12 protein-coding genes are annotated in these 12,380 nt (G+C 59.9%); 5 read left to right on the top strand and 7 right to left on the bottom strand.

Going from position 1 to position 12,380, the window contains the following annotated elements:
- Positions 1 to 64: 64 nt before the first annotated feature.
- From KF947_RS16535 to KF947_RS16525, 3 genes are read right to left on the bottom strand one after another with little or no spacing between them, the layout of a single operon-like run.
- Positions 65 to 1,309 carry an MFS transporter gene (locus tag KF947_RS16535; RefSeq protein ID WP_227404514.1) on the bottom strand — a complete coding sequence of 415 codons (1,245 nt, stop codon included), beginning with the start codon at positions 1,307 to 1,309 and terminating at the stop codon, positions 65 to 67.
- Complete coding sequence (locus KF947_RS16530) at positions 1,306 to 2,337, bottom strand: methyltransferase (protein WP_227404513.1); 1,032 nt, start codon at positions 2,335 to 2,337, stop codon at positions 1,306 to 1,308. Before KF947_RS16530 ends, KF947_RS16535 begins: the two co-directional genes overlap by 4 nt.
- Entirely contained in the window at positions 2,334 to 4,337 is a 2,004-nt protein-coding gene (locus tag KF947_RS16525; protein WP_227404512.1) for a TonB-dependent receptor, read from the bottom strand. Before KF947_RS16525 ends, KF947_RS16530 begins: the two co-directional genes overlap by 4 nt.
- Positions 4,338 to 4,458: 121 nt before the next feature.
- Between KF947_RS16525 and KF947_RS16520 the strand changes: the two genes are divergently transcribed.
- From KF947_RS16520 to KF947_RS16510, 3 genes are all read left to right on the top strand, one after another.
- Positions 4,459 to 5,340, top strand: coding sequence for a helix-turn-helix domain-containing protein (locus KF947_RS16520; protein WP_227404511.1), 882 nt, complete (start codon positions 4,459 to 4,461; stop codon positions 5,338 to 5,340).
- 116 nt (positions 5,341 to 5,456) lie between these two features.
- Positions 5,457 to 5,735, top strand: coding sequence for a type II toxin-antitoxin system RelE/ParE family toxin (locus KF947_RS16515; protein WP_022522148.1), 279 nt, complete (start codon positions 5,457 to 5,459; stop codon positions 5,733 to 5,735).
- 14 nt (positions 5,736 to 5,749) lie between these two features.
- Positions 5,750 to 6,025, top strand: a complete 276-nt coding sequence (locus tag KF947_RS16510; protein WP_053856865.1) for a HigA family addiction module antitoxin — start codon at positions 5,750 to 5,752, stop codon at positions 6,023 to 6,025.
- Between the two features lie 22 nt (positions 6,026 to 6,047).
- On the opposite strand, the gene KF947_RS16505 is transcribed toward KF947_RS16510, so the two are convergent.
- The 4 genes from KF947_RS16505 to fhuB all read right to left on the bottom strand — a co-directional run bounded on the left by KF947_RS16505 (position 6,048) and on the right by fhuB (position 10,583).
- Positions 6,048 to 6,440 carry a type II toxin-antitoxin system VapC family toxin gene (locus KF947_RS16505; RefSeq protein WP_211593078.1) on the bottom strand — a complete coding sequence of 131 codons (393 nt, stop codon included), beginning with the start codon at positions 6,438 to 6,440 and terminating at the stop codon, positions 6,048 to 6,050.
- Positions 6,440 to 6,670, bottom strand: coding sequence for a CopG family transcriptional regulator (locus KF947_RS16500; RefSeq protein ID WP_088700822.1), 231 nt, complete (start codon positions 6,668 to 6,670; stop codon positions 6,440 to 6,442). The genes KF947_RS16505 and KF947_RS16500 overlap by 1 nt, the downstream gene beginning before the upstream one ends.
- 201 nt (positions 6,671 to 6,871) lie before the next feature.
- Positions 6,872 to 8,530 carry a multidrug ABC transporter permease/ATP-binding protein gene (locus KF947_RS16495; protein WP_227404510.1) on the bottom strand — a complete coding sequence of 553 codons (1,659 nt, stop codon included), beginning with the start codon at positions 8,528 to 8,530 and terminating at the stop codon, positions 6,872 to 6,874.
- A 52-nt stretch (positions 8,531 to 8,582) separates the two neighbouring features.
- A complete protein-coding gene (gene fhuB / locus KF947_RS16490; RefSeq protein WP_227404509.1) occupies positions 8,583 to 10,583 on the bottom strand; it encodes a Fe(3+)-hydroxamate ABC transporter permease FhuB in 2,001 nt (666 codons plus the stop codon).
- A gap of 183 nt (positions 10,584 to 10,766) precedes the next feature.
- Between fhuB and KF947_RS16485 the strand changes: the two genes are divergently transcribed.
- Both KF947_RS16485 and KF947_RS16480 read left to right on the top strand, forming a co-directional pair.
- A complete protein-coding gene (locus tag KF947_RS16485) occupies positions 10,767 to 11,699 on the top strand; it encodes a siderophore-interacting protein (protein WP_227404508.1) in 933 nt (310 codons plus the stop codon).
- Positions 11,700 to 11,703: 4 nt separating this feature from the next.
- Positions 11,704 to 12,315, top strand: a complete 612-nt coding sequence (locus KF947_RS16480; RefSeq protein WP_227404507.1) for a cytochrome b — start codon at positions 11,704 to 11,706, stop codon at positions 12,313 to 12,315.
- Positions 12,316 to 12,380: the final 65 nt, after the last annotated feature.

Raw genomic sequence — 12,380 nt, 5'->3', positions numbered from 1 at the left:
CCTCACTGCTTCGAAAATGATTCTTATTCTTTTTCAATTCACAGACAGTGTCAATGCACGGTGCTCAACGAACCTCTCCACTTTTTGATATAACACCCTGCAAAATCCTACCCCCCAGCAGCGCCGTCACTGTCACCGCCGCCATGCCTAGCGCCAGCGCCGTAAACATAGCCGGGTAGCCCAGTCGGTCTAGCAAAATACCAGCGAGCACAGGCACAGCTAAACGCGACAGAGTAAACAGGCTCGCCTGTAGACCGTAATCCAACGCCTGATACCCAGACCGGGCGAAGTGCATCATCAGGCCGAACATAACGCCCGAAAGCGCGCCCATAGCACAGGCCAACAGTCCTGCGCCCACCAGCCAAAAGCTATGCCCCGCAGCCATGTAACCCACTCCCCCCAGGGTCGCCAGAGCCAGCGTTGCCAAAGCGGCTAGCAGCGGCAAGGCTCGGCCAAGCCCAATACTCCGTGCCAGGCGTTGCCCCGCCAGACTCGCCAGAGCGCCCGCTATACCACCACCAACCCCCACCCACCAGGCGACTTGCTCCGCCGGCATCCCCAGGTCGAGCAACAGCGGTTTTAGATAGACCCAACCAGCGCCAACGAAGGGAAAGAGCAGCATCAGCAGAACTACCCAGATGCCTGCGGCAGGTTGACGGACAAAGCCCATTGCCCCCTTATGGTTCAGAGACTCAACCGCCCCCTCTGCCGAGACATACGGCTGCCTGCCAGCCTCTGACGGTACCGATATCCAGCGTAATAGGAGTCCTCCCACGGCCAATAGCAGTGCCATCAGCACGAAGGGCACTGCTCCCCCTGCACGCTCGTGCACGACCAGCAGCAGGCCACCGCCCACCACCGCAGCCAGAAACAGTGCCGCCGAACGAATTCCCCCGGCGCGTAGTCGCTCTTCGGCAGGCAGGCAGCGAATCGCCTGTGCGTTCACGGGCACATCAGCCCAAGTCGCCAACCAACTGATCAGCAGCACCCAGGCATAGAAACGCGGCGGCTGCGCCAGGGGGAAGTCGTACGCTAACCCTAGCAACGCCAAGCCCAACAGTAATCCGAGCAGGCCAGCCCAGGCGCGATAGCCTCCGCCCCCCAGGCGGCAGCGCTCAACGGGAACTGCCATCACCAGTTTGAGCACCGCTGGCAGGCCCGCCAGTTGCAGTAGGCCAATCTGGGTACCGCTCCAGCCCTGCTCGCGCAGTATCAGCGGCATTCCCAACAGCAGATAGATACTGGGCAGCGCCAGAGCGAAATGGAGCCAGCCGAACGCCAGCTGCCGGGCGGTCAGGGCGCGCATCATTTCGTCCTCCTACGCGCCACCAGAGCCGTGGCAGGCGCCATGGGAAGCGCAATCGGCTGCGCCTCACACACCTCGAAACCCTGCGCCAACAGTGCCTGACGCAGCTCACCGGCCTGGGTCACCCGGCGGCCCTGCCACAGCAGCGGCAGGTAATAGGACAGCATGCGGCGGGCCGCCTCGGGTTCTGCGGGGATTTCAGCGTGCACGCAGATCAACTCGCCGCCGGGCTTTAGTGCGGCATGCAATTTGTCTAGGCAGGCCGAAAGCTCGGGCACGAAATGCAGTACCGAGGAGCACCAGATCAGATCGTACCCGGTACCGATGTCATCCCTCACCAGATCGCCACCCCGAGCCTCAAGACGCGAGGCCAGGCCGGCTTCGGCAATATGTTGCGCCGCCACATCGGCAGCTTCGGGCAGCTCAAAGACCACGCCCTGCATATGTGGAAATGCCTTCGCCAGGGCGACGGCGACCAGCCCCGGGCCACCGCCTAGATCCAGCAGCCGCCAGGCTGCTTCAGCCACCCTCCGTTGTGCCACCAATTCACAGGCGGCAGGTGCCGTTACCGCCGCCTGCTCACGAGCCAGATGGCCGCGCGCTGCCACGGCCCAGCGCTCACCGTTGGCCAGCGGTGCTGGCCGGTTTTTCCCGCGCAAGCCATTGGCTAGCCCGGCACCGAAATCGCGCAGTGAAGCAAGTCGAAAGCACCAGGCATCACCACAGTCTAACGCTGAGGAAGACGCCAGATAGCGCCGCGCCACCTCGCTGCTGGCGTAGTGCCACTCACCCGCCGAATCACGGCTCCGGTCGAGCAGTTGCATGCTCCACAACAGCGTCAACCAGTGGCGCGTGGCTTCAGGCTGCCATGCGTGCATTTGCGCCAGATCCTCAGGGGTGCAGGGTGACGCCAGCGTCTCAAACAGATCCTCTGCTAAGGCAAGCTGTAGAGCCTCGGCCTGCACAGCGGCCAGCGTTAGATCCCAATAGGGTTGCAGCGCATGGGGAAGCGCATCCAAGGGCCGGTTCATAACGACACCCCCACACGCAAGCCAATCTCACGGGGTGGGCTGTACTCCCGTACCGTGCCGTTGAGCAGGCCCACTGCATCGTACTGTTGGTCAGCGGCGTTGTTCACATAGACCCCCAGTTGCCATGGCCCCTGTTGATAGCCGCCGGCCAGATCCAGCAGGGCATGACTGGGGCGGCTAAAGCGGTTGGCCGCATCCAGGTAGGTCTTACTCATGCCACTCAGGTTGGCCTGGGCATACCAGCCCTGGGGTGAGTCGTAGCGCAGCCCCAACCGACCGCTGATATCGGGCGCAAAGGGGTTGTGGTGACCGGCGTGGTCACCGCTCAGATCGTTGAACTCGCGAAACCGGGTACGATTGAGCGCCAGGCCCGCCTGAAGCGTCCAATGTCCGCCCAGCAGGTAGTCAATATCCAGTTCTACGCCCTGGGAACGCGCCGCGGCAGCATTGGTGATCTGCACACTACCGGGCTGAATAACTTGCTGGACTTGCATGTCGTCAATGGTCATCCAGTAGCTGGCTAACCCATAGCGGAGCCGTTGCGAAAACGCTGTTCCCTTGATGCCCAGCTCGTAGGAAGCCACTTGCTCAGGCTCGTAGCCGGGATAGTCACTCTGAGCAGAGAAGGCGTTGAAGCCACCGGCGCGAAACCCTTCGGCATAGCGGGCATACAACCAGTCGTCGTCGCCCCATCGGTACTGCAGAGCCAACTGCGAGGTAACATCACCCCAGCGCTCGCTGCGCTGGACGGCTCCCCGGGGCGTCAACGCCACCCGGCTCTGCTCTAAGCGCAGGCCTGGTGTGAGGCGCCAACGCTCGCCCAGCAGCAACGTCCACTGCCCGAACAGCGCGAGGTTCTCAGCCTCCAGCGTCGCCTCACTGCGCTGGGTGCCCATCGGGTTGCGTTGCTCGAACTGCAGTTGATGATCATCACGGTCGCCATAAAGGCCCAGCACCCAACTGCTCTGCCCTTCATCGCCCTGGCGCTCCAAGCGAAGCTCCTGAGACAAGGTGGTCAAACGCTGGTCGCGCCCAACGGCAAAGCGCTGAGCTGGCGTTAAATCGGTATCCTGGGTGACGCGATCACGGATCTCCCGCCGCGCTGTGATGGATCGCAGCGTCAAATCAGGCGCTAAGGCATGACGCGCATCCAGGGAAATATCCCGCCCGCTGGAGCGGTTACTGCCGGGACTGGGGGAGTCAATGCGACGCGAAGCGTGACCGTTTGCCCCGACAGGCCCCCAGGGAGCCGCACCGTCTTGGTAGTGTAACTGCCCATAGCGCAGAGTAACGTCCGTATCCGCGGTCGGCATCCAGAGTAGACGTAGCCGCCCGCTCTTGCGCTGGCGGTCATCTGCCTCACCCGCACGCGCCAGGTTATCCACGAGGCCATCCTGCTGGCGCCACTCCCCGCTGACCCCAAAATAGAGCTGCTCGGGTACGAGTGCCTGAGCGGCATCGAGGCGTAGCGCGTTCAGCTCACGGCTGCCCAGCGTAGCCTCCAGTTCGGCATAGGGGCCTTCATCCGGCTGTCGGGTATGCAGGCTGACTACGCCGGCCTCGGCATTGCGGCCATACAGCGTCGACTGGGGCCCGCGCAGCACCTCAACCCGTTCCACGCCCTGCAGGTTGTGATCGAACCCTTGGCCAGCCACGACGGGCACCCCATCCACCAGCATGAGTACTGATGAGGAGAAAGCGGTGGCACCTGAGGTCAGCCCACGCATTACCGGCAGGGCGGTACCCGACTGGCCAAAGGGCTGAAAACTCAACCCAGGCGCGTAGCGTGCCAAGTCGCCAATATTGGAAGCGCCGGCATCCGCCAGCGTCTCGCCGGAGATGACCACCAGGCTCGCCGGCACCTCTTGCTCAGTCTGCGCGACCTTGTTAGCCGTTACCTTTACCACGGGTAGTGCTTCCCCTTGAGCGATGCTGCCCACGCCGCATCCCCCCAGCAGAAGCACCACCGCTGCATTTCTTTTCAACCCCTTGCTCTGCATCGCCCACCCCCTTAGCGCTGTTTCTGGCTCCCCGACTAGCGCGGGAACCTTCAAGGGAGTAGGCTAGCCATAAACGATAGCAATTATCATACTCATTCATATGCAAACCGATTCACTTCTTATGCGTAGCGATGCTTCACCTCCCATTGGCGACTCTCTGCAAGATTCTCAATGCTGCGTGCTGGATGATGGCCTCTCGGTAGTGTTAACCCGCTACCGTGCTAAACAAGCGCTCGTCGAAGAGAGCCACACCCCCCATACGGGCGCAGGCGTGATTGTCACCTTTGGTCTACAAGGCCGCTCTGATTACCGAGAGCGCTGGGGGCCGCGCATCGATTTCGGTCACGGTCACACCACCGTAACTACCTTTGACCACAGCCAGGGGGAACGCCATATACCGGAAGGGGAAACAGTGCTTCAGTTACGCCTTGTCGCCAGCACCGGCTGGCTAGCGCGCTACCTGGGCGAGCGATATCAAGCAGCACTCCCCGCCTCTGGGGGTATTCGACCGCTGGCTTTTCAGCCTACGACACCAGCCAGCCATGCACATCTGCAGGCGCTCCAGGTAGGCCTCCAAACAGGCAGCGCTCGGCTCCAGCAACACATTCACGCCTTGAGCTTATTGGGGGAACAACTCGATACGCTGCTGCCGGAACCCAGCCCTACACAGAACATCGCCAGCGCAGACGCCGAGCGCATCGTTCAGGCTCGTGAGATCCTTCTCAACGAACTGGATCGCCCCTTGACCCTTGCCTATCTGGGAGCACGGGTGGGGCTAGGAGAGCAGAAGCTTAAGCAGGGTTTTCGTCGCATGTTTGGCACGACGCCTCAACACTTTCTTCATCAACAGCGCATGCGCCACGCACATACGCTGCTGGAGAGCGGCCAACAGGTCGCTCAGGCCGCCTACGCCACGGGCTATCGGCACCCAAGTAACTTCAGCGCTGCCTTCACGCGCTTCTTCGGTTATGCCCCTAAAGCCATTAAACAGTGCAAAAGTTGATAACAAGTATTGCGAGTGGTGATGCAGCTATCCGAGCGAGTCTCGGCATAATTGCACACTGTCGCGCGACACACTACAATAGATGAAAGCCAGTTAGGCATAAGCCGGTACGATGGATGATTAAAAGCATCAAACATAAGGGACTAAAGCTGTTTTTCGAGAAAGGAAGCACCAAGGGCGTCCGTGCCGATCATGTCGACCGTCTCCGTGATCGTCTGACCGTACTGGACGCAGCCACGAGTTTAGACGATATAGCTGCTGGCAACTGGGGCCTTCACCCTCTAACTGGAAAACTGGACGGCCAGTATGCCATCAAGGTATCGGGTAACTGGCGACTGTTCTTTGAGTTCCGAGACGGTAATGTTTACCTGCTGAACTATGACGATTATCACTGATGGGAGAAGAAACAATGGCCATGTGTAACCCCTCACACCCGGGTCGCATTATCCGGCAACGTCTGATTGAGGACGAAGACGGCCAAAAGATTGGCAGCGTGGCATCGGTCGCCGAACAGCTCGGTTGCCACCGCAATACCCTGAACCGGGTAATTAATGGCAGCGCCTCCGTCACACCTGAAATGGCATTGGCTCTAGAAAAATTGCATGCCGGAAGCGCCGAATTCTGGCTATCCATGCAAACCAATTATGACCTATTTCAGCTTCGCCATAACCAGGGCGCAGCTTAGCTAAGCGATACCGCGCTCCCCGCTAGTACCAATCTTCAACCGCTAGCTTTTTAATGCGTTTAAATTCCCCAGTATTGTGGGTGACTAATGTACCTTGGTTGGCGAGCGCGGTACCGGCGATCAACGTATCGTAGGGGCCGATAGGGGTTCCCTGCTTTTCCAGGGTTGCGCGAATTTGCGCTGAGGCTTTGGCTTCAGGTGTGGAAAACCCAAGAATCTGTACAGTGTCGATCAGTTTGTCGAGCTGCATCGCTCTCTTTTTGGGAGCAGCCGATTTTGCAATACCCAGCTCCAACTCGTACAACACAATTGCAGGTATGCCAATATCGGCGGGCTTTTTTGACAAGAGGTTATCGGCGACACTGCCCATGCCTTTGAAGAAGTAGATGAGCGTATTGGTATCAAGCACATACATCAAAGTGGTTCCCGCTGATTATCGGTGCCGGTTCCTGCCCGAATCTCCTCCAGGGACGGAAACTCATCCCAAGCCCCAGCCAGTTCGACCACCGCCTGTGGCCACTCATTGGCAACCTCTTCTTTGATCAGATTAGTAATCCATTTGCTCTTGGAGACATTCATCGACTTGGCCGCCGCCGTCATCTTCTTCTCGGTATCATCATCGATATAAATCGTAACTTGGCCCATGACACACCTCTTGCCAGCAAGTATATGTTGGAATATATGTCCCTGTGATAAAAGCGTCAAGGCCGCTGGCGGTGCAAGTGCTGGCAACGGGGCCTTCATTCTCTAACTAGAAAACGGGACACTCCGCCATCACCAGAGCATGGCTTAGACAAGCGATATCACTCGCCATCACTAATTATTCTAAGCCACTCACAGCAATGACTACCCACTCACCCGGGCTACTGCGTCGCGGCTGGCGGCTTCTCGCTGTTCGCCGGTGAGCTCTACCAACTGCCCCTGGCGCATTTCCAGCAGCCGGTCGGCCTGGTCGAAGTAGTGGTCGTCGTGGCTGATCACCACCAGCGTCTTACCCAGCGCTCGCAACTGCGGCAATAGCTCACGATAAAAGACCCGCCGGAACTGCGGGTCTTGGTCGGCAGCCCACTCGTCTAGCAGCAATAGGTCGCGCTGTTCAGCGACCGCCAGCAGCATCGCCAGGCGTTTGCGCTGGCCCTGGGAGAGGTTGACGTTGGTGATGCGATCGCCGTCGAAAACGAGCTTGCTGCGCATGCCCAGCGCGGCAAGCCACTCCTCCACCAGCCCCGAGTCCGGTGACTCGCCCGCAGGGCCCATCAAACGATCAAAAAGATGCAGGTCGGTGTAAATGGCCGAGAAATGCTGGCGATAGCGTGTCCAGTCTTCCTCCTGCAGCGGCCTGCCATCGACCCGAACACAGCCGCTTTGAGGCTGGTAAAGCCCGGTCAACAGTCTCGCCAGGGTCGATTTCCCGCTACCGTTACCGCCAATCAGAAACACCACCTCGCCACGCTTCAAGGTCAGGTCGATAGGGCCGATGGCAAAGCCTGATCGAGATTCCTCATCCGGGTAGCGATAGCTGACCTGCTCCAGGGTTAGTTCCTGCCAGTCGTGGCGCAGCGCAGAGTGGCCGAACGCCTCGCGGTGCTCGGCCAGGTCTAAACTGCTGATTTTTTCAAACGCCACTCGGGCGTTAATCAGCGTCGGAAAGGCGCCAATGGCCTGCATAAGCGGCGCACGCAGAAACAGCAGCGTGAGTGAAAAAGTAGTAGCTACCTGAACCGATGCCCAACCCAGGCCGTTGGCCAAAAAGAACGCGACGCCGATGGCACCCAGCATCATGATGTTGAACCAGTTCACCGCGCTGAGATGGTAGGTATCACCAAGAATAAAATGGCGTCGGCAATCCTGTGCGTTAGGCGTATAAACATCGCGATACAGCCATTCGGCGCGGTCACGGTTGAGCGCCAGCTCCTTGCGCCCCTCGATCACCGACTGGTAATCCGCGTAAAGACGATCCTGTATTTCGCGCAGTTTGGCCATATGCCCATAGACCCGAGCCACCAAACGCATGCCAATCAACACCGTCACGATCACCCAGAGCGCGGTGACGCCCAGCATGGCAGGCGAAAGCCACGCCAGGTAAAGCGTGGCGCCTATCGTCAGCACCCCGCCCTGCACCAGCTCCGGCAAGCGTATAAAAGCAACGGTCACTGAACTCACGTCGGTGGAGAGGCTCGCCAGCAGACGCGCACTGCCAATCTGCTCGGCGCGTTCGATATTGGTATCCAGAATTCGCTTGATCAACTGCCCCCGCAGCCGATAGACGAAATGGTGACCCAAGGTAGTTAGCGCCAACTGTGACGCCAGGGTAATGACCAGCAGCAGCGCGATCAGCCCTAGAAACTCGGGCAGGATGCGCCAGGGGTCAGTGAAGGTACCCAGCAGCCGTTGATTGATAAAGGCGATAACACCGATGCCCAAGCCAGCGCTTGTCAGGCTAAGCAGTACCACGGCCACAAACGGCCAACGATAATCACGCCATACAATCCTCAACAGCTCCATAACCACAACTCCCTGGCATTCTGTTTTCTTTAACAGCTAAAAGCGCTGGTGATTACAAACGCCGCAGCCCCCACATAAAGTAGGCACCGCCAATCAGTGAAGCGACCAAGCCCGCCGGTATCTCATAGGGGAAAATAATCTGACGCCCCACCCAGTCGGCCAGCACCATCAATAGCATGCCGATCAACGCAGCACCCAGCAGGTGCTGACCCGCCCGGGAGAAGCCCACCAGGCGTGCCATATGCGGCGCCAGCAGGCCAATAAACGAAAGCGGCCCCACCACTAGAGTGGCGCAGGCGGTTAGCAGCGCCACCAGTAGCAGCAGCGCCAAGCGGGCACGGTTAAGCGTTACCCCAAGGGCTTTGGCCGTCGGCGCACCTAACGGCAAGATATCCAGCCATCGGGTGAAGGGCAGCGTGACCAGCGCCAGCACGGCGGCAATGCCCCCGACCACCACCGCATTGGTGATATCCACGTAGTAGGTGGAGCCCGCCAGCCAGGCAATCACCTGCTGGCCACGAGGATCGCCGCCCGCCAGCATCACGCTGCGCACTGCATCAAACAGCGCACTGACCGCCACCCCGGTGAGCAGCAAGCGCTCGGGGAGATAACCGCTCTTGCGGTTGATACCCACCAACACCAGCAGCGTCGCGAAAGCCCCCAGGGTACCCACGCCAATCAGCATCATATTGGTGGGCGCGGGCAGCAGGAAAATCCCCAGAATCAGCGCAATGGCACAGCCACCGCTGATACCCAGCACTTCAGGGCTGGCCATGGGATTGGCAGAAAGCCGCTGGAGTATCGTCCCGGCAATCGCCAGCATCAACCCGCTGGCGGCGGCCGCCATCACCCGGGGCATGCGCCACTGCATCACATTCCAGTTATCCGGCGACAGCAAGTACCAGCCATCAACCCCCTGACCAACGAGCAGCCCAAGCAGCGTGGCGCCCAGTAGCGCAAGGATTAAACCGGTAGCCAAACGGGAAGGCGCAGGATGACGATGGGCGAAAACACCCGCCCCCTTCGGCGGCTGGTCGCCCTGCAGTTTTAGGCGCGGAATCAGCCACATTAACAGCGGTGCCCCCAGGGCACCGGTAATCGCCCCGGTAGGGATAAAGGCCGCCACCATGCCACCGAACTGCTGCAGCAGCAGATCCGTGGTGGCCAACAGCACGGCCCCTAATAGCGTCGACCAGATTAGCCGCGGCCCTAAGCGGCGCGCACCGGCCATGCGCACGATATTGGGCGCTGCCAAGCCGATAAAACCGATGATGCCCACCACGCTGACAATGCTGCCGGTAATAAACACCGCCAGCCCCATGCCCGCAAAGCGCAGATAAGTCAGCGAGACTCCCAGGCTCTTGGCGCTGGCATCGTCCAGTTCCAACACCGCCAGAGGGCGCAGCAAGAACCACGCGGCCACGCAGCTAATCACCAGCCGAGGCCAGAGGATTGCAACGCCGTCCCAACCGTTTTGCGCCAGCGAGCCCGCGCCCCAAATCAGTAGCCCGGAGAGCGCCTCGTGGTTGAACAGCAGTAGCGCGGTGGAGAGTGCCCCTAGGTACAGATTGACCACCAGGCCCGCCAGCACTACCACGATCGGCGCCAGCCCGCGCCGCCAGGAGAGCAGAAACACTAATCCAACCGCTAGCGCGCCACCCAATAAGGCGACCCATTCGCGCCCGGCGACAAGCAGCCCCGGCGCCAGCAAGGTGGCGGTCATCAACGCCAGGTTAGCGCCCGACGCCACACCCAGGGTGGTGGGCGATGCCAAGGGGTTGCGCAGAACCTGCTGCATAAGTACCCCCGCTAGCCCTAAACCACCCCCGGCTAACAGCGCAATCGAGAGGCGCGGCCACCACGCGTAATAAAGCAGCAACTCGTCAACGTTTTCAAAAGAGGGCGCCACTAACGCCTGCAATCCCAGAGTAAAACCACCCTGCCCCTGCAGGCCTACCCAAAACAGCACGACCATCGGCAGGCTCAGCAACAGGCAGGCTTTCGCGGGCGACATTCCTCCCACTCGTTGGGCAACTTGTGAGGCGCCTAGCATAGCGAGCACCCTTTTGTGATCACCGAACAGCTCGCCACGCGTGGCGTAATAGGCAGCAGCGTCATTGTCTAAGCCTTAATCGTTCTGGAAGTTAATAGTTAAATTATTGACAACGATTCTAAATGATAATAATTAGCACTACAATTGACTCCTTAATTGATACATAAGTAACGGAGCCTCCTTATGGCAGCCAAACCGAGCTACCAGCTTTTCGATATCACCCTCGCCCGGCGCACCCAAGTCAGCGCCTCATTAGTCAGGTTTACTTTCACTGGCCCGGAAGTCAGCCGAATGGCGACCTACGCGCCGGATCAGCGCGTCAAGCTATTCTTTCCCGAAGGCGGTGGCAGTCTCGACCCGCTGTTTGAGATTGCCAAGCTGGAAGAGCACGACTGGTACGGAGCCTACCGCGCACTGCCGGATGCGCAGCGCCCCTCTGCGCGCACCTACACCATCCGTGCCCTGCGCCCGGAGCAGGCCGAGGTGGACGTAGAATTTGTACTCCATGGCGACAATGGCCCCGCATCGCGCTGGGCGATGCACGCCCGCCCAGGTGACCGCCTTGCCATGACAGCCCCCGACGCTAACGCGGAAGGCCCAAAGCTGGGCTACGAGTGGAAGCCGCCCCAAGGTGTACGCCGTATTCTGATCATCGCCGATGAAACCGCCCTCCCCGCCGCCGCAGGCATTCTTGAAACTCTTGATGACCTGCCGCTCAAACCCAGGGTCGAAGCGCTGTTCGAAGTGCCTCGCAGTGACGACGTTCAGCCGCTGCCCCAAGCCGCTAAGCTGCACTGGCTGGCCCGCGATGCTGAACCCGGCTGCCAACACGGTGAGCTGCTGATGAGAGCAGTGCGCGATATTGATTTACATAAGGAAATTCAAGCGCTAGGCGGCGTGCCTACGGCAGCCACTAGCAACGACGAAAGCGACGATGAGGACGGCCCACTCTGGGAACCCGCCACCCTGGATGACAGCGCGCCCTTCTACGCTTGGATAGCTGCTGAAACCAAGGTCGCCATGAAGTTGCGCCGCTACCTGGTTAACGAGTGCGGGCTACCCAAACAGTACGTCACCAGCATGGGCTACTGGCGCCAGGGCAAGGCCAATGGTTAAAGGCATGGCAAACAGCACGGCATTAAACAGTGATCTCACAAGCAAGCCAGCTCAAACGCCTATTGGCTGGCGAGACAGCCCCAACTGCTATGGGCGGATCAGCCGTACACTTCACTGGTTGACCGCCGCGCTGGTCACGCTGCAATTTACCGTGTTGCTGGCCTGGAGAGGAATGGGCGAAAACGCTATCACGCTGTTCTTGGCGAGCATCGGGCCTCACGGCTCATTAGGATTTATGATTCTGATCGTGACGCTGGCGCGCCTTGGCTGGGCATGGATAAATCGCAAACAACGCCCGCCCCACACGCCAGGGCTAGGTGGACGCTTGGCGCGCTTTGTCCATATCACCTTTTATGGGCTACTAATGTGGCTGCCCGCTTTCGCTATTTTGCGCCAGTATGGCCGCGGTGGAGCGCTGCGCTTTTATGGCATGGAGCTGCTACCCGAAGCGGAACGCGACATCACCTGGATGGTCGCCCCCGCCGAGCTCCTTCACGGCCCGCTCTCGTGGCTGCTATGTGGATTAGTCATCGGCCATATCGCGATGGCGCTGATGCACCGCTTCTGGCTCAAAGACCGGGTACTGGCGCGTATGGTGGGGGCAAGGGGCCGGTGAAGCGTTGAAAAAAGCCGCCGCACAGCTTTCGAGTAGCGCACAGCGCAACACTGCCGCCTACTCAT

Source organism: Halomonas sp. FeN2 (genome assembly GCF_020595105.1).
In the GTDB taxonomy this organism is placed as follows: domain Bacteria; phylum Pseudomonadota; class Gammaproteobacteria; order Pseudomonadales; family Halomonadaceae; genus Vreelandella; species Vreelandella neptunia.
This window is presented reverse-complemented; position numbering and strand designations above follow the sequence as displayed.

What these genes read in the sequence shown, in the direction of transcription:
- KF947_RS16520 (WP_227404511.1), top strand. Translation starts at nt 4,459, where the DNA reads ATGCGTAGCGATGCTTCACCTCCCATTGGCGACTCTCTGCAAGATTCT.
- KF947_RS16510 (WP_053856865.1), top strand. Translation starts at nt 5,750, where the DNA reads ATGGCCATGTGTAACCCCTCACACCCGGGTCGCATTATCCGGCAACGT.
- KF947_RS16495 (WP_227404510.1), bottom strand. Translation starts at nt 8,530, where the DNA reads ATGGAGCTGTTGAGGATTGTATGGCGTGATTATCGTTGGCCGTTTGTG.
- KF947_RS16530 (WP_227404513.1), bottom strand. Translation starts at nt 2,337, where the DNA reads ATGAACCGGCCCTTGGATGCGCTTCCCCATGCGCTGCAACCCTATTGG.
- fhuB (WP_227404509.1), bottom strand. Translation starts at nt 10,583, where the DNA reads ATGCTAGGCGCCTCACAAGTTGCCCAACGAGTGGGAGGAATGTCGCCC.
- KF947_RS16515 (WP_022522148.1), top strand. Translation starts at nt 5,457, where the DNA reads ATGATTAAAAGCATCAAACATAAGGGACTAAAGCTGTTTTTCGAGAAA.
- KF947_RS16500 (WP_088700822.1), bottom strand. Translation starts at nt 6,670, where the DNA reads ATGGGCCAAGTTACGATTTATATCGATGATGATACCGAGAAGAAGATG.
- KF947_RS16485 (WP_227404508.1), top strand. Translation starts at nt 10,767, where the DNA reads ATGGCAGCCAAACCGAGCTACCAGCTTTTCGATATCACCCTCGCCCGG.
- KF947_RS16525 (WP_227404512.1), bottom strand. Translation starts at nt 4,337, where the DNA reads ATGCAGAGCAAGGGGTTGAAAAGAAATGCAGCGGTGGTGCTTCTGCTG.
- KF947_RS16505 (WP_211593078.1), bottom strand. Translation starts at nt 6,440, where the DNA reads ATGTATGTGCTTGATACCAATACGCTCATCTACTTCTTCAAAGGCATG.
- KF947_RS16480 (WP_227404507.1), top strand. Translation starts at nt 11,704, where the DNA reads ATGGCAAACAGCACGGCATTAAACAGTGATCTCACAAGCAAGCCAGCT.
- KF947_RS16535 (WP_227404514.1), bottom strand. Translation starts at nt 1,309, where the DNA reads ATGATGCGCGCCCTGACCGCCCGGCAGCTGGCGTTCGGCTGGCTCCAT.